Below are 16,507 nucleotides of genomic sequence, written 5' to 3' on the forward strand. Positions count from 1 at the left end.
GCCTCAGAGGTCCTCGTCCAGGTAGAGCAGGGCGTAGGCGGCCAGCCAGTGCTCCACCACGTAGTCGCTGCCGCTCACCTCCGCCAGCTCCGGCTCGGCGTGCCGGCGGGCGGTGTCGAGGAGCAGCTCCCGCGCGGCCGGTGCGTGGGCGGCCAGCCGGCGCAGCGCCCAGGCACGGCTGAGGTTCAGCCCGTGCAGGTGCGCCGTCTGCCCGTCGGAGGAGTCGGCCACCACCGCGGGCTCGAACAGCGGCCGGTCCGCGAGGCCGGGCAGGTAGCGCGCCAGCCAGGGCCCGAACTCGTCGGCCGGCAGCACCTCGGCCATCAGCACGGCCTCGGTGAGCACCGGCGAGAGGAAGTCCGCGCCCGAGGGCTCCCAGCGCACCGGCGCGTCCGCGTCGTCCGTGAACCAGCGGCGGGCGGCGTCCTCGACGGCACTCAGCGCGCGGTCGTCGCCGTCCGCCGCCCGGCGCCGGGCCGACGGCAGCGACCGGACCAGGCCGAAGGCGCTGTTCGGGTGGACGCCGTGCCGCACCGGGTAGGGCGCGCGCGGCAGCCAGGCCGCCAGGGCGTCGAGGAAGTGGTCGGCGAGCGGCTGGAGCGCCGCCGTCCAGGGCGCGGCGCCCGGCCAGGCCGCCGCCTCCTCGTGCAGGGTCAGCGCCCAGCCCCAGCCGTACGGCCGCTGCGCACCCGGGTTCGCCCGGTGGTGGGCCGTCTCGGTGGCGAGGGCGCCCGGTGTCAGGTGCTCGTCGAGCACCGCCCGGACGGCCCCGGTGTCGACCTCGTCGGGGAACCGGCGCAGCAGGCGGAGCAGCACCCAGTGCATCTCGACGGCGGAGTGCCAGTCGTAGCTGCCGTAGAAGGCGGGGTGGCGGTCCCGCGGCCGCTCGGGGGCGGCGCCCGGAGCCGTGTAGAGCACGCGCAGGTCGTACGGGTACTCGGCGCGGACGGTGCGCAGCGCCGTCGCCGCCAGCTCCCCGGCGACCGCCCGCAGCCCGGTCACGGCACCCGGGTGGAGCGCACGGTCAGCGGCGCCGGGTCGACCGGCTCGCCGGTGTCGACCGTGTCGTCCCCCGCCCGACCCGCGGCGGCCGGCGGCAGCTCCACCGTCCCGCCGTTCGCCGCCGTCGGCAGCCAGCGGGCCCACCAGCGCAGCACGTGCTCCAGCCGGGCCAGCCGGTGCTTGGGGCGGCCGGAGCGGGTCAGCTCGTGCCCCTCGCCGGGGAACAGCAGCAGCTCGGTGGGGACCTCGCGCCGCTTCAGCGCGACGTAGAGCCGCAGGCCCTGCTCGACCGGGCAGCGCCAGTCCTCCTCGGAGTGGATGACCAGCGTCGGCGTCTCGATCCGGTCGACGCCCGTCATGGCGCTCTGCGCCGCGATCCGCTCGGGGTCGGTGCCGAGGTACTGGTCGGGGAAGAACCACCCGACTTCCGACGAGCCGACGAAGCTGACCGGGTCGACGAAAGCCCGCTCGCTGATCCCGGCGACGAACCGCGTCGTGCGGCCGAGGACCAGCGTGGTCATGTAGCCGCCGTACGAGCCGCCCATGATGCCCACCCGGGAGGCGTCCAGCCGGGGGTCCTCCAGCGCGGCGTCGAGGAAGGCCAGGACGTCGTCGGCGTCGAGCGTCCCCCAGCGGCCCTGGATCGAGCGGCCGTGCGCCTGCCCGTAGCCCGACGAGCCGCGCGGGTTGCACTGCACGACCGCGTAGCCGGCCGACACGTAGGTCTGCGTCTCGTCGAACAGCGTCCAGCCGTACTGCGCGAACGGGCCGCCGTGGACGGTCAGCAGCACCGGGTGCGGCCCCGGGCCGGCGGGCACGGTGACCCAGCCGTGGACCGGGTATCCGTCGGGCGCCGTCGCCGTCCGCTCCTCCATCCGGTGCACCCGGCCGGTGGCGCCCAGCTCGCGGCCGAAGCCGGTGAGCAACCGGCGCCGTCCCGGCGTGAGGGCGATGAGCTCGCCGGCCGACCGGTCGTGGGCGACCGTGGCGACGACGACGCCACCGCCGGCGGCGAAGCCGCGGACGGTGAACGGGCCGTCGACCAGCGCCACCGGGTCGCCGCCGTCGAGCGGCACGCGGAGCAGCTCGACCGCCCCGCGGCGCTCGACGCCGAACAGCGCCGCGCCGTCGACCAGCACCGTCGTCGGAGTCTCGTCGCCGCGGTGGTGCTCCTCGGGGTCGAGCAGCGGCTCCAGCGGGCCGCCCGCCGCGTCGACCCGGCACAGGGTGGCCTGGCTGCCGACGAAGCCGAGCCCGTCCGGCCCGAGGTCGGGGACGGCGGTGAGGTAGAGCGTGCGGCCGGTGCGGTCCCACACCGGCCGGGAGCAGTCGCCCTGCGACTGCGTGATCCGGCGCAGCTGCGTGCCGTCGGGGCGGACGGCGTACACGTCGGTGACCAGGTCGCGGTCGGCCCGCTCGTGCCGGGCGGAGACGAACGCGAGCTCGGTGCCGTCGGGGCTCCAGGCGACGTCGGTGCAGTCGGCGTCGCCGGTCGTCACCTGCACCGGCCGCGGGGGTGCCGCCGCGTCGTCCCCGCCGTCGTCGGGCAGCGCGACGACGAACAGCTGGCTGCGCCGGTCGGTCACGAAGCCGACGGCGTCCCGCCGGAACTGGAACGTGGTGATCAGCCGCGGCGGCTCGGCCTCCGGGCCGACGCCCTCGACGGTGCCGTAGCGACCCTCCTCCGGCACGCGGGCGACGAAGGCCAGCCGGCGCGAGTCGGGCGACCACACCGGGGCGCCGGCGCCGAGCGGGCAGTCGGTGAGCGTGCGCGCCGCCCCGCCGGAGGTCGGCAGCACCTGCACCTGGGGCCGGCCGCCGGGCGCCGCCGACAGGAAGGCCAGCCAGCGGCCGTCCGGCGAGAACGCCGGGGCGCTGTCGCGCCCGCCGGAGGTGAGCGGGCGGGCCGGGGCGGAGCCGTCGGTCGGCACCGCCCACAGCTGGCCGCGGTACTCGTCGGCGTCGAGGTCGAGCCGGGTGACGGCGACGACGGCGATCCGGCCGTCCGGCGACACCGTCGGCACGCCGGGGATCCGCAACAGCGAGAGGTCGGTCGGCCGCACGACGGCGACGCTAACCCAGTCGGCGGTCGAGGCGGATCCTGAGCACCGCTAACGGGTGAGCCGTAGCCTCCTCCCTGTGACTCGGCGCGTGTTCACCGGTGGGCAGGTCTTCGACGGCGCGGGCAGCCCGGCGGCCCGGGCCGACGTGGTGGTGGAGGACGGCCGGGTGGTCGAGGTGGGCCTCGGGCTGGACGGCGACGAGGCGGTCGACTGCACCGGCGCGACGGTGCTCCCCGGGTTCTTCGACTGCCACGTGCACGTGATGATGAGCGGGGTCGACGTGCTGCGGCAGCTGCAGACGCCGTTCAGCTACGCGTTCTACGAGGCGGTGCACAACCTGCGCCGCACCCTGGCGCAGGGCTTCACGCACGTGCGCGATGCCGGCGGCGCCGACCTGGGGGTCGCCGAGGCGGTGCGCAACGGCCTGATCGCCGGCCCGCGGATGCAGATCTCGATCAGCATGATCAGCCAGACCGGCGGCCACGGCGACGGCTGGCACGTCTGCGGGGCCGACCTCCCCCACCTGCAGCCGCACCCCGGCCGGCCGCGGACGGTCGTCGACGGTCCGGACGAGATGCGCCGCACGGTCCGCGAGCTGGTGCGCGCCGGCGCCGACGTCCTCAAGGTGGCCACCAGCGGCGGAGTCCTCTCCGCCCGCGACGACCCGCAGCACCCGCACTTCCGCCGGGCCGAGCTCGACGTCCTCGTGGAGGAGGCCGAGGCCGCCGGGATCGCGGTGATGGCGCACGCGCAGAGCACGGCCGGGATCAAGGCCGCCGTCCGCGCCGGGATCCGGTCGATCGAGCACGGCATCTTCCTCGACGACGAGGCGATCGACCTCATGCTCGAGCGGGGCACCTGGCTGGTGCCGACGCTGTCGGCGCCGCGCGCGGTGCTCGACGCGGTGGCGGCCGGCGCGGCGCTGCCGGAGGCGATGCTGGCCAAGGCGGTCGCGGTGCAGAAGGTGCACGACGCCTCGGTGGCGCGGGCGGCGGAGGCCGGCGTGCGCATCGCGATGGGCACCGACACGGGGGTCGGCCCGCACGGGTCGAACCTCGGCGAGCTGGCGCTCATGGCCGGGGTGGGCATGAGTCCCGAGGAGGTCTGGCGGGCCACGACGCTCGAGGCGGCCCGGCTGCTGCGGGTCGAGAACGGCTACGGCAGCCTCGAGCCCGGCAAGGTCGCCGACCTGGTGGTGCTCGACGGCGCCCTGCCCGACCTGACCGGGCTGGCCGGCCGGGTGCGCGAGGTCTACCGCGACGGGCAGCTGGTCGCCGCGGGCGGCGCGACCGTGGAGACGGGCGTCGCGCCGCCTCGCGACCGGCTGTAGCGGCGGGTCAGCCCCGCCGCTCCCCTGCCGGGTCCTCGTCGGTCGCGGCGATGTGCGGCTCGGCCTCGGCCAGCGCCTCGGGCCCGCGCGAGGGGATCCGCTCGGCCTCCTCGGGCTCGACCACCGGCTCCTCGGCGGAGACGAACTGCCCCCGGGTCTTCACCAGGCTGGCCACCGTGGCGATCAGCAGGACGCCGAGGATCACCGTCAGCGACAGCCAGATCGGGATCGTGGGCACCGACTCGATGTGCTCGCCGCCGTTGATGAACGGCAGCGTGTTCTCGTGCAGGGCCTCGAGCACCAGCTTGACGCCGATGAAGGCGAGGATCACCGCCAGGCCCAGCGACAGGTAGACCAGCCGCTTGAGCAGGCCGCCGAGCAGGAAGTAGAGCTGCCGCAGGCCCATCAGCGCGAAGACGTTCGCGGTGAACACGATGAACGCCTCGCGGGTGAGGCCGAAGATCGCGGGGATGGAGTCGAGGGCGAAGATCAGGTCCGTCGTCCCCAGGGCGAGGAAGACGACGATCATCGGCGTCCAGTACTTCTTCCCGTCGCGGGTGACCCGGATCTTGGCGCCCTCGAAGTCCTGGGTGATCGGCAGGACCTTGCGCATCCGCCGGATGAGTGCGTTCTCCTCGTAGTCGTCCTCCTCGCCGCGGTGCCGGACGAGGTTGATCGCCGTGTACACGAGGAAGACGCCGAAGATGTAGAACACCCAGCTGAACCGGGCGATGATCGCCGCGCCCAGCAGGATGAAGATGCCGCGCAGGACGAGCGCGATGATGATGCCGACCATCAGCGCTTCCTGCTGCAGGTGCCTGGGCACCCGGAAGCGGGCCATGATGATCACGAAGACGAACAGGTTGTCGACCGACAGCGAGTACTCGGTGAGCCAGCCGGCGTAGAACTCCGTGGCCCGGGTCGCATCGGTGACCAGCAGGAACAGCACGCCCCAGAGCAGGGCCAGCGCCACGTAGAAGCTCACCCACAGGCTCGCCTCCTTGATGGAGGGCTCGTGCGGGCGACGGGCGACGATGGCGAGGTCGGCGAGCAGCAGGACCGTCAGCCCCACGAACGTCGAGACCTCGAACCAGACGGGGAGCTGCTCCACGGGTCCTCACCTTAAGTGCCGGGCGCTGCGGGCGCCGAGGCGCCGGGGCGGGGTGGTCGGGTGTGCGGGGGCTCCGCCGGGGGCTCCATACCCCCGGCGGAGCTGATCCATCAGGTGCGGGTGCCCCCGGCCCCGGCGGGGACGTCGTCGGGCAGGTCGTCGTCCCCGCGAAGGGTCCCGTCGCCGGCCGGCTGGCCGTCCGGGACGGGGGCGGACGTCGCCGGCGCGGGCAAGGTGCGCGCCCCCGTCACCGCGCGGGCGCGGTCCCGGCGGTCCTTGGCGAGGCTGGCGACGGTGGTGACCAGCAGCGTGAGCAGGATGACCGTGAGCGAGAGCCAGGTGGGGATCTCGGGGATCACGGTGACGTGCTCACCGCCGTTGAGGAACGGCAGCTCGTTGGTGTGCAGGGCGTGGATCAGCAGCTTGACCCCGATGAAGCCGAGGATCACCGCCAGCCCGTAGTGCAGGTAGACCAGCCGGTCGAGCAGGCCGTCGATGAGGAAGTACAGCTGGCGCAGGCCCAGCAGCGAGAACGCGTTGGCCGCGAAGACCAGGAACGTCTCCTGGGTGAGCCCGAAGATCGCCGGGATCGAGTCGACCGCGAACAGGATGTCGGCGCTGCCGATGGCGACCAGCGCGACGGCGAGCGGGGTGATCAGGCGCTTGCCGTCGATCCGGGTCGTGAGCTTGTCACCGTGGTACTCGTCGGTGGTCGGCAGGAAGCGGCGGGTGAACCGCAGCACGCCGTTCTCGTGGTACTCCTCCTGCCCCTGGTGCCCGCCGCGCGCCTGGGCGACCGCCGTCCAGATGAGGAAGGCGCCGAACAGGTAGAAGACCCAGCTGAACTGCTCGATCGCGGCCGCGCCGACGAAGATGAACAGGGTGCGCAGGGCCAGCGCGAACACGATCCCGTAGAGCAGGACCTTCTGCTGCAGCGCCCGGGGCACCGCGAAGCTGGACATGATCAGCACGAAGACGAAGAGGTTGTCGACCGACAAGCTCTTCTCGGTGATGTAGCCGGCGAAGTACTCCCCGCCGTACTGGCCTCCGTAGAAGACCCAGACCAGCAGGCCGAAGACGACGGCGATGGCGACGTAGGCGATCGACCAGATCGCCGACTCGCGGAGGGTGGGCTCGTGCGGGCGGCGGTGGCCGAGCAGGTCGAACACGACCATCGCGACCACGGCGCCGACCGTGACGGCCCACACCCAGAAGGGGACATCCATGCGGCGATACCTCCGGTGACTGGCGTGCGTCAGCGACCGGAGGTCTCTCCCACCGCCCCTCGTCGGGCGGCCGGCGGGCCGGGGACCACCAGGTCCCGTACTGACGACGCCGCCGCGTCGGGATACTCCCCTCCACGTGCGGACCACCGGGAGCGGGCAGGCGTCATCGCCCTCGCGTTCCCGTGGGTCCGAGGCGTGCAACGCGCCGCCGTCCGGATGAGTTCCCGGCCTGATCCGGTGCCGCGTCCGGCACGTCCGCCAGCGAGTCGCGATTCCGGACCGGCGTACCGGTAGCCCGCCCCCGGGTGGTGTGCGCCTGCGGCGCATTCGGCGTCACCCCGGGGATGGTGGAATCACCCCGTCCCCCTCACCCCTCGCACGCTCGGGGCGAGCCCCTGGACGGGGCCGGGCGCCTCAGGCGTGCGCCGCGTCCAGCTGGCGCAGCTCCTTCTTCAGCTCGGCCAGCTCGTCGCGCAGGCGGGCGGCGACCTCGAACTGCAGCTCGCGGGCGGCGGCGAGCATCTGGTCGTTCATCTGCGTGATGAGGTCGGCCAGCTCGTTGCGCGGCAGCCCCTGGACGTCGATGGCGCCCGCCTTGCCCTTGGACGCGGCGGCCTTCTTCGACGACAGCCCCGGCACCGGCGCCTTGCCGCGGGACTGCTGCCGGCCGGAACCGCCGACCAGCTCGGCGCTGCCGTCCTCGGCCTCGCGGTAGATGCCGTCGAGGATGTCGACGATCTTCTTGCGCAGCGGCTGCGGGTCGATGCCGCGCTCGCGGTTGTAGGCCATCTGCTTCTCGCGCCGGCGGTTGGTCTCCTCGATCGCGGTCGCCATCGACGGCGTGATCGTGTCGGCGTACATGTGCACCTGGCCGGAGACGTTGCGCGCCGCACGGCCGATGGTCTGGATCAGCGACGTGCCGGAGCGGAGGAAGCCCTCCTTGTCGGCGTCGAGGATCGCGACCAGCGACACCTCGGGCAGATCGAGGCCCTCGCGCAGCAGGTTGATGCCGACGAGGACGTCGTACTCGCCCTGCCGCAGCTCGCGAAGCAGCTCCACCCGGCGCAGGGTGTCGACCTCGGAGTGCAGGTAGCGCACCTTGATGCCCAGCTCGAGGAGGTAGTCGGTGAGGTCCTCGGCCATCTTCTTGGTGAGCGTGGTGACCAGCACCCGCTCGTCCTGCTCGGTGCGCAGCCGGATCTCGTGCACGAGGTCGTCGATCTGACCCTTGGTCGGCTTGACCACGACCTCGGGGTCGACCAGGCCGGTCGGCCGGATGACCTGCTCGACGAACTCGCCGCCGGAGCGGCCCAGCTCGTAAGGGCCGGGGGTGGCGGAGAGGTAGACCGTCTGGCCGATCCGGTCCTGGAACTCCTCCCAGCGCAGCGGCCGGTTGTCCATCGCGGAGGGCAGCCGGAAGCCGTGCTCGACCAGCGTCCGCTTGCGGCTCATGTCGCCCTCGTACATGCCGCCGATCTGCGGCACGGTCACGTGCGACTCGTCGATGACCAGCAGGAAGTCGTCGGGGAAGTAGTCGAGCAGGCAGGAGCCGGCGCTGCCGGCGGCCCGGCCGTCGATGTGCCGCGAGTAGTTCTCGATGCCGGAGCAGAACCCGACCTGGCGCATCATCTCGATGTCGTAGGTGGTGCGCATGCGCAGCCGCTGCGCCTCCAGCAGCTTGCCCTGCCGCTCCAGCTCGGCCAGCCGCTGCTCCAGCTCCGCCTCGATGCCGCGGATCGCCCGCTCCATGCGGTCGGGGCCGGCGACGTAGTGGGTGGCCGGGAAGACGAAGATCTCCTCGACCTCGCGGACCACCTCGCCGGTGAGCGGGTGCAGGTAGTACAGCCGCTCGACCTCGTCGCCGAACATCTCGACGCGGACGGCGAGCTCCTCGTACACCGGGAAGATCTCGATCGTGTCGCCGCGGACCCGGAACGTGCCGCGGGTGAAGGAGAGGTCGTTGCGGGTGTACTGCTCGGTGACCAGCGTGCGCAGCAGGTCGTCGCGGTCGTGGGACTCCCCCACCCGGATGCGCAGCGACCGGTCGACGTACTCCTGCGGGGTGCCCAGGCCGTAGATGCAGGAGACGGTGGCGACGACGATCACGTCGCGGCGGGTGAGCAGGCTCATCGTCGCCGAGTGCCGCAGCCGCTCGACCTCCTCGTTGATCGAGGAGTCCTTCTCGATGTAGGTGTCGGTCTGCGGGACGTACGCCTCGGGCTGGTAGTAGTCGTAGTACGAGACGAAGTACTCGACGGCGTTGTCGGGGAACAGCTCGCGGAACTCGTTGGCCAGCTGCGCGGCGAGGGTCTTGTTCGGCGCCATGACCAGCGTCGGGCGCTGGACCTGCTCGACCAGCCACGCGGTGGTCGCGGACTTGCCGGTACCGGTGGCGCCGAGGAGGACGACGTCCTTCTCCCCGGCGTTGACGCGTTCGGCGAGCTCCTTGATCGCGGTCGGCTGGTCGCCCGAGGGCTCGAACTCGCTGACCACGCGGAATCGCCCCGCGGTGGGCCGGATGTCGGTCTGCGCGCGCACGGGGACGACGGTACGTCGCCGGTGTGACAGAACGGGTGGCTGAGCGGCCTGGTGCCGGCGGGACGGGGTGGACCGTCCCGGCTACTTGTCCTCCCCGCCCCCTCCCCCTAGGTTCCCTGTCGCAGCAGCGGTGCCCGCCGGGGACCAGCGCCACCCGGCCCGGCCGGGCGAGGTCGGACCCCGGTGGGCGCCGCTCTCTCGTTCCTGCGGGTGACCCCGCTCTCCTCCGGCCGATCCAGGTGTGCGGGAGGCTCGACCCGGGCACAGCGCCCCGCGAGCCCCGTACCGACCTCCTCCCCCAGTCCGGGGAGGGAGGCCACTGCCCTCTCCCCGGAGGGCCACCGCAGGAGGAACGACCCGCATGACACAGGTGTGGCCCGGCACCGCCTACCCGCTGGGTGCCACGTACGACGGCACCGGCACCAACTTCGCGATCTTCAGCGAGGTGGCCGAGAGGGTCGAGCTGTGCCTGTTCGACGAGGACGGCACCGAGGAGCGCATCGTCCTCGAGGAGATGGACGGCTACGTCTGGCACGCCTTCCTGCCCGGCATCCAGCCCGGGCAGCGCTACGGCTTCCGCGTGCACGGCCCCTACGACCCCGAGCAGGGGCTGCGCTGCAACCCGAACAAGCTGCTGCTCGACCCCTACGCCAAGGCCATCGACGGCCAGGTCGACTGGGACGAGGCCTGCTTCGGGTACCGCTTCGGCACCGGCGAGCGCAACGACGACGACTCGGCGCCGCACATGCCGAAGTCCGTCGTCGTCAACCCGTACTTCGACTGGGGCGTGGACCGCCCGCCGCGGATCCCGTACCACAAGAGCGTCATCTACGAGGCCCACGTGAAGGGCCTGACGATGACCCACCCGCGGATCCCCGAGGAGATCCGCGGCACCTACTCGGCGGTGGCGCACCCGGCGATCATCGAGCACCTCCAGGAACTCGGGATCACCGCGATCGAGCTGATGCCGGTGCACCAGTTCGTGCAGGACGACACCCTCCTGCAGAAGGGCCTGCGCAACTACTGGGGCTACAACACGATCGGCTTCTTCGCGCCGCACAACGAGTACGCGACGGCGACCGACGGCCAGCAGGTGCAGGAGTTCAAGGGCATGGTGCGGGCCCTGCACGAGGCCGGCATCGAGGTCATCCTCGACGTCGTCTACAACCACACGGCCGAGGGCAACCACATGGGCCCGACGCTGTCGTTCAAGGGCATCGACAACCGGGCCTACTACCGGCTGGTCGAGGACGACCTGCAGTACTACATGGACACCACGGGCACCGGGAACTCGCTCAACGTCCGCACCCCGCAGTCGCTGCAGCTGATCATGGACTCGCTGCGCTACTGGGTCACCGAGATGCACGTCGACGGCTTCCGCTTCGACCTCGCCTCGACGCTGGCCCGCCAGTTCCACGAGGTCGACCGGCTGTCGGCGTTCTTCGACCTGGTGCACCAGGACCCCGTCGTCAGCCAGGTCAAGCTGATCGCCGAGCCGTGGGACGTCGGTGACGGCGGCTACCAGGTCGGCAACTTCCCGTCCCTGTGGACCGAGTGGAACGGCAAGTACCGCGACACCGTCCGCGACTTCTGGCGCGGCGAGGACGCGACCATCGGCGAGTTCGCCAGCCGGATCACCGGCTCGTCCGACCTGTACCAGCACTCCGGCCGGCGCCCCGTGGCGAGCATCAACTTCGTCACCGCGCACGACGGGTTCACGCTGCGCGACCTGGTCTCCTACAACGAGAAGCACAACGAGGCCAACGGCGAGGGGAACAACGACGGCGAGAGCCACAACCGCAGCTGGAACTGCGGCGTCGAGGGCCCGACCGACGACCCGAAGGTGCTGGCGCTGCGCGCCCGGCAGCAGCGCAACTTCCTCGCCTCGCTGTTGTTCAGCCAGGGCGTGCCGATGCTGCTGCACGGCGACGAGATCGGCCGCAGCCAGAACGGCAACAACAACGGCTACTGCCAGGACTCCGAGCTCACCTGGATGGACTGGGAGTCCGTCGACGAGAGCCTGCTCGAGTTCACGAAGACCGTGATCCGGCTGCGCACCGAGCACCCGGTGTTCCGCCGGCGCCGGTTCCTCTCCGGCCGGCCGGTGCGCCGGGAGGAGGGCTCCCCGCTGCCCGAAGTGGCCTGGCTGACGCCGGACGGCGATCCCATGGGCGACGACGACTGGGACGTCGGCTTCGCCAAGTCGCTGGCCATGTACCTCAACGGGCACGGCATCCGCGAGACCGACGAGCGGGGCGAGCCGATCCTCGACGACTGCTTCTACCTGGCGTTCAACGCCCACCACGAGCCGATGGAGTTCACGCTGCCCACCAGCGAGTACGCCGCCGCGTGGACCGTCGTCCTCGACACCGCCGAGCGCGGCGAGCTGGAGCCCGACGAGGTCAAGCCCGGCGAGACGGTGACCGTCGGCGCCCGCGCCACCGTCGTGCTGCGCGCCGCGCCGTGACCGGGCCGGGGAACGGCACCGAGCGCCGTCGCGGGGTCCCGTCGGCCACCTACCGGCTGCAGGTGCACGCCGGGTTCACCCTCGACGACGCCGCCGCGGTGGCGGGATACCTGGCCGACCTGGGCGTGACCCACGCCTACGCGTCGCCGCTGCTGCGCTCGGCCGAGGGCAGCAACCACGGCTACGACACCGTGGACCACGCGCACGTCGACGAGGCCCGCGGCGGGCAGGCGGGCTTCGACCGGTTCGTCGAGGCGCTGCACGAGCACGGGCTCGGGCTGGTGCTCGACCTCGTGCCCAACCACATGGGCGTGGCCGACCCGGCCGCCGCACCGTGGTGGTGGGACGTGCTGCAGCACGGCCGGGACAGCGCGCACGCCGGCGCGTTCGACATCGACTGGGAGTTCGGCGGCGGCAGGGTCCGCATCCCCGTGCTGGGGTCGGCTGGCGACGTCGACAAGCTCGAGGTCGTCGGCGGGGCGGGTGGGGGCAGCACCGACGGCGAGCTGCGCTACTACGACAACCGCTTCCCGATCGCCCCGGGCACCGGGGAGGGGACGCCGCAGGAGGTCCACGCCCGCCAGCACTACGAGCTGGTCGACTGGCGCCGGGCCGACGACGAGCTCAACTACCGCCGGTTCTTCGCGATCAACACCCTGGCCGGCCTGCGCGTCGAGGACCCGGCGATCTTCGACGCGACGCACGAGCTGGTGCTCCGGTTCGTCGGCGAGGGCAAGGTCGACGGGCTGCGGATCGACCACCCCGACGGCCTGGCCGACCCGAAGGGCTACCTGGAGCGCCTGGCCGAGGCGTCGGGCGGCCGGTGGACGGTCGTGGAGAAGATCCTCGAGCCCGGCGAGGAGCTGCCGGAGAGCTGGGCGACCGCCGGCACCACCGGCTACGACGCGCTGGCCGAGGTGGACGACGTCCTCGTCGACCCGGCGGGCGAGGCCGCGCTGACCGCCCTGGACACCGAGCTGGCCGGCCGCCCGGTCGACTACGCGCAGCTGGTGCACGACTGCAAGCGCGAGGTCACCGACGGGATGCTCGGCTCGGAGGTCGCCCGCCTGCAGCGGGTGGTCGGCGACCTGCAGGGCGTGGACGCCGAGCAGGTCCGCGAGGCGCTCGCCGAGCTGCTGGCCTCGTTCCCGGTGTACCGCAGCTACCTCCCCGACGGCCGCGAGCACCTCGACGCCACGGTGGCCGCGGTGCGCGACCGGCGGCCCGACCTGGTGACCGCCGTCGACGCGCTGCACCCGGTGCTGGCGCAGGCCGGCACCGAGGCGGCGACCCGGTTCGAGCAGACCAGCGGCCCGGTCATGGCCAAGGGCGTGGAGGACTCCGCCTACTACCGGTGGGCGCGGTTCGTGGCGCTCAACGAGGTCGGCGGCGACCCCGCCCGGTTCGGCAGCACGGTCGAGGAGTTCCACGAGGCACAGGTACGGCGGCAGCAGCGCAAGCCGGTGTCGATGACGACGCTGTCGACGCACGACACCAAGCGCAGCGAGGACGTGCGCGCCCGGCTGGCCGTGCTCGCCGAGATCCCCACCGAGTGGGCGGACACGGTGCGCTGGCTGCTGTCCCGCCACCCGCTGGCCGACCGGTCGCTGGCGCACCTGGTCTGGCAGAACCTGGTCGGCGCCTGGCCGCTGTCGCAAGAGCGGGCGCACGCCTACGTCGAGAAGGCCGCCCGCGAGGCCGGGACGTCGACGACGTGGACCAACCCGGTGCAGGAGTTCGAGGAGCAGCTGCACGCCCTCGTCGACGCCGCCTACGACGACGAGGCCGTCGCGGCGCGGATCCACAAGTTCGTGGAGCGGATCGCGCCGTTCGGCCGGTCGAACTCGCTGTCGCAGAAGCTGCTGCAGCTGACCATGCCCGGCGTCCCCGACGTCTACCAGGGCACCGAGCTGTGGGACCTCTCGCTGGTCGACCCCGACAACCGCCGCCCGGTCGACTACGACCGGCGCCGGTCGCTGCTGGCCGCCCTCGACGCCGGGCAGCTGCCGCTGCTCGACGACGGCGGCGCGGCCAAGCTGCTGGTGGTCTCCCGCACGCTGCGGGCCCGCCGGGACGACCCCGGGTGGTTCACCGGCTACGAGCCGGTCGCGGCGAGCGGGTCGGCGGCCGACCACGTCGTCGCCTTCGACCGCGGCGGCGCGGTGACCGTGGCGACCCGGCTGCCGGTGGCGCTGGCCGCGGCGGGCGGCTGGGGCGACACCGCGCTGCAGCTGCCCACGGGCGCCTGGCGGGACGTGCTCACCGGGTCCCGGGTGGTGTCCGCCGCTGACGGGGCACCGCTGGGTGAGGTGCTCGGCCGGCTGCCGGTGGCGCTGCTGGCCCGCGACTGACCCGGGCGCGCGGGACCCGCCCGTCGGGGACCCGGCCCCGGACGACGTCCAGCGCAAGCGGCCAGTCGGGGTCGGTCCAGTAGCCGCCGTGGCCGCCGGGGCCGGTCACGGCGCGGGTCTGCAGGGCGAGGTCCCCGGGCACCGGGTCGAGCAGCCGCCACTCGTCGCCGCAGACCCGCCGGCCCGTGTCAGGGTCCAGCCAGTCGGGCAGCGCGCGGTCGGGGTCGCTCATCCGGCGGGAGGTGAGCGGGCCGCCGTCGGGGCTGTGGTCCCAGCTGGTGACCGGACCGGCGACCGGGTCGGTGTCGCGGTAGAGGCTCACCCAGCGGAAGGCGGCGGCGACCTCGCGCAGCAGGTCGACGGTCACGTAGTGGGGGAAGCCGCGGGCGAACTCGCTGCGCAGCTGCGACCCGAAGGTGACCCAGCGGACGCGGCCGCGCACCTCCGCCGGCAGCCACAGCAGCGCGACCAGCGCGATCAGGCTGCCCTGGCTGTGCGCGGCCACGACGACCTCCGGCGCCGGGTCGGGGTTGTGCACCGGGGCCGCCCGGCGATCGGCGTCGGCGCCGGTGTCCTGCAGCGGGTCCGGGACGCCGAGGTGCCAGCAGATCCGGCGGACCAGCGCGGGCACCACCTCCTGCGCGTAGGGCGGCGGCACGAACGGGTGGCTGGCGCGGGGCCAGAACGCGACGACGTCCCAGACGACGTTGAGCCCGCGGCGCGCCCCCTCCGAGCGCAGCGCGCCCCGGGCCAGCAGCACCGCCGCGGCCGCGATGCCGAGCAGGGTGACCTGCCCCAGCCCGATGACGACGTCGTCCCCGGTCACCGCCCCGCCCGCGGCGGAGCTGGCGCCGGTGAGCAGGCCCAGCGGGACCGGCGGCTCGCGGTCGAGGACGAACGCCGCGCCGATGGCCCCGGCCAGGACCAGGCCGAGCAGGGTCCACACCGCGAGGGCCTGCGGGATCGCGTTCTTCAGCCGCGCGGTCTGCATCGCGCGGCCCGTGCGGGCGACCCAGCGCGCCGGCAGGTGCAGGACCGGCGGGTCGCCGAAGGTCATGGCCGCCTCGGCCCGGTCGCGGAACCGGCGGCGGTCCCGGCGGAGCCGCGGGGCGGCGAGCCCGCCGAGGACGGCGAAGACGGCGGCCGTGACGCCCCACGCGTACGAGAACCGCTGCAGCAGCGCCGGGCCCTGCACGGACGCGCCGAAGAGCCCGTTGAGCAACCCCTGCACGCCGAGGGTGAGGCCGGCGGTCAGCCCGACGGCGAGGTAGCAGCCGATCGAGGCCGCCAGGCCCGCCGCCAGGCCGCCGGCGAACCGCCGGAACGGGCGCGGCGGCACCCGCGCCGCCGTCCGGGTCGCCGCGGCGAGCACGGCGACCGAGAGCACGAGCAGCGCCAGCCCCCCGAAGCCGGCGACGACGAGGACGGCGACGGCGACGGTCGTCCCGGGCAGCGGACCGGCGCCGTCGACGTCGGCCCCGGCCAGCGCGGCGAGGGCGAGCAGGACGGCGGCCCAGGACAGCACCCGCACCGCCACGGCGGCCACCGACCGCCACCGCGCCGGGCCGTCGGCCTGCCCCCGGCCCGTGACCGACACCGCGGCCGCCACCAGCGCCAGGACGACGGCGACGCCCCCGCGCGGCACGGCGGCCCAGCCGACACCGGCGTCGACGGCGACCGAGAGGCCCAGCCAGCCGACGACGAGCAGGCCGGCGGCCCGGTGCAGCAGCCGCAGCGCCGGGTTGTCGGGGTCGCCGTCGAAGAAGGCGGCGTCACCGAGAGCCGCCGGGCCGCCCGCTCCGCGGCCCAGGTCGCACGGGCCGGCGGCGGCGAACCGGTACCGGCGGCCGGTGTCGGCCTGCCCGAGCCCGGAGAGGCCGGCGATGAGCAGGGCGGCCACGGCCAGAGCGACGTCGACGACCAGCCAGCCGGGCACCGGCCCGAGGTCCGCCAGCCACTGCCAGGCGGCCAGGTCGACGACGACCAGGCAGGTGGCGAGGGCGAACAGCCCGGTGAGGACGAGCCCGACCAGGCGCAGCAGCGCGGCGGCCAGCGCCCGCGCCGCGCGGGCGGGACGGCCCGGACCGGACGGGAGCGTGTGGTGGGCGGCGTTGAGGATCCCGAACGGGATGAGCAGCAGCCACAGCCCCTGCACCCACGACCCGGAGGTCCAGCGGCCCCAGTGGAACGCCTCGAGCACGTGCCCGTCGGGCGCCGGCACCTCGCGGCCGCGGGAGTCGGTGGGGCGGAAGCACCGGCTGCGGTCGTCGCCGGCGACCTGGGCGGTGTGCGCGCTGCCGAGCATGTAGTCCGGCGGGGTGCCGCTCACCCCGTGCACGCGCAGCTCGACCCAGTCGCTGCGCTCCGCCGGCACGGCGGACAGTCTGGCGGCAGGATCCGTCCCGCGGCGAGGGTTGAC

The 16,507-nt window shown here is 73.7% G+C and carries 9 protein-coding genes; 3 read left to right on the forward strand and 6 right to left on the reverse strand.

Annotated elements, in window-relative coordinates:
- Positions 1–3 precede the first annotated feature (3 nt).
- Both ACI8AF_RS20435 and ACI8AF_RS20440 read right to left on the reverse strand, forming a co-directional pair.
- Entirely contained in the window at positions 4–1,002 is a 999-nt protein-coding gene (locus ACI8AF_RS20435; RefSeq protein ID WP_456541585.1) for a DUF2891 domain-containing protein, read from the reverse strand.
- Positions 999–3,065 (reverse strand): S9 family peptidase, encoded by a 2,067-nt coding sequence (locus ACI8AF_RS20440; RefSeq protein ID WP_456541586.1) that lies wholly within the window; start codon positions 3,063–3,065, stop codon positions 999–1,001. The genes ACI8AF_RS20435 and ACI8AF_RS20440 overlap by 4 nt, the downstream gene beginning before the upstream one ends.
- Before the next feature lie 76 nt (positions 3,066–3,141).
- Between ACI8AF_RS20440 and ACI8AF_RS20445 the strand changes: the two genes are divergently transcribed.
- Positions 3,142–4,395 carry an amidohydrolase family protein gene (locus ACI8AF_RS20445; protein ID WP_456541587.1) on the forward strand — a complete coding sequence of 418 codons (1,254 nt, stop codon included), beginning with the start codon at positions 3,142–3,144 and terminating at the stop codon, positions 4,393–4,395.
- A 7-nt stretch (positions 4,396–4,402) separates the two neighbouring features.
- On the opposite strand, the gene ACI8AF_RS20450 is transcribed toward ACI8AF_RS20445, so the two are convergent.
- The 3 genes from ACI8AF_RS20450 to uvrB form a co-directional block, all read right to left on the reverse strand.
- The gene (locus ACI8AF_RS20450) at positions 4,403–5,506 is read right to left on the reverse strand and encodes a TerC family protein (protein ID WP_456541588.1); all 1,104 of its coding nucleotides are present in this window, start codon (positions 5,504–5,506) and stop codon (positions 4,403–4,405) included.
- A 110-nt stretch (positions 5,507–5,616) separates the two neighbouring features.
- On the reverse strand, positions 5,617–6,732 hold the full coding sequence (locus ACI8AF_RS20455; protein WP_456541589.1) for a TerC family protein: 1,116 nt from the start codon (positions 6,730–6,732) through the stop codon (positions 5,617–5,619).
- 414 nt (positions 6,733–7,146) lie between these two features.
- A complete protein-coding gene (gene uvrB / locus ACI8AF_RS20460) occupies positions 7,147–9,270 on the reverse strand; it encodes an excinuclease ABC subunit UvrB (RefSeq protein WP_456541590.1) in 2,124 nt (707 codons plus the stop codon).
- Between the two features lie 361 nt (positions 9,271–9,631).
- Between uvrB and glgX the strand changes: the two genes are divergently transcribed.
- Positions 9,632–11,737: a glycogen debranching protein GlgX gene (glgX, locus tag ACI8AF_RS20465; RefSeq protein ID WP_456541591.1), complete on the forward strand. Its 2,106-nt coding sequence runs from the start codon at positions 9,632–9,634 to the stop codon at positions 11,735–11,737.
- Positions 11,734–14,088 (forward strand): malto-oligosyltrehalose synthase, encoded by a 2,355-nt coding sequence (gene treY / locus ACI8AF_RS20470; RefSeq protein ID WP_456541592.1) that lies wholly within the window; start codon positions 11,734–11,736, stop codon positions 14,086–14,088. The genes glgX and treY overlap by 4 nt, the downstream gene beginning before the upstream one ends.
- Here treY and ACI8AF_RS20475 read toward each other — a convergent pair.
- Positions 13,997–16,462: a hypothetical protein gene (locus ACI8AF_RS20475; RefSeq protein ID WP_456541593.1), complete on the reverse strand. Its 2,466-nt coding sequence runs from the start codon at positions 16,460–16,462 to the stop codon at positions 13,997–13,999. The two genes, treY and ACI8AF_RS20475, sit on opposite strands and share 92 nt — an antisense overlap.
- Between the last annotated feature and the right edge of the window lie 45 nt (positions 16,463–16,507).

It is taken from the genome of Blastococcus sp. SYSU D00669, from assembly GCF_054050715.1.

Coding starts and splice junctions, on each gene's coding strand:
- ACI8AF_RS20455 (WP_456541589.1), bottom strand. CDS start 6,732: ATGGATGTCCCCTTCTGGGTGTGGGCCGTCACGGTCGGCGCCGTGGTC.
- glgX (WP_456541591.1), top strand. CDS start 9,632: ATGACACAGGTGTGGCCCGGCACCGCCTACCCGCTGGGTGCCACGTAC.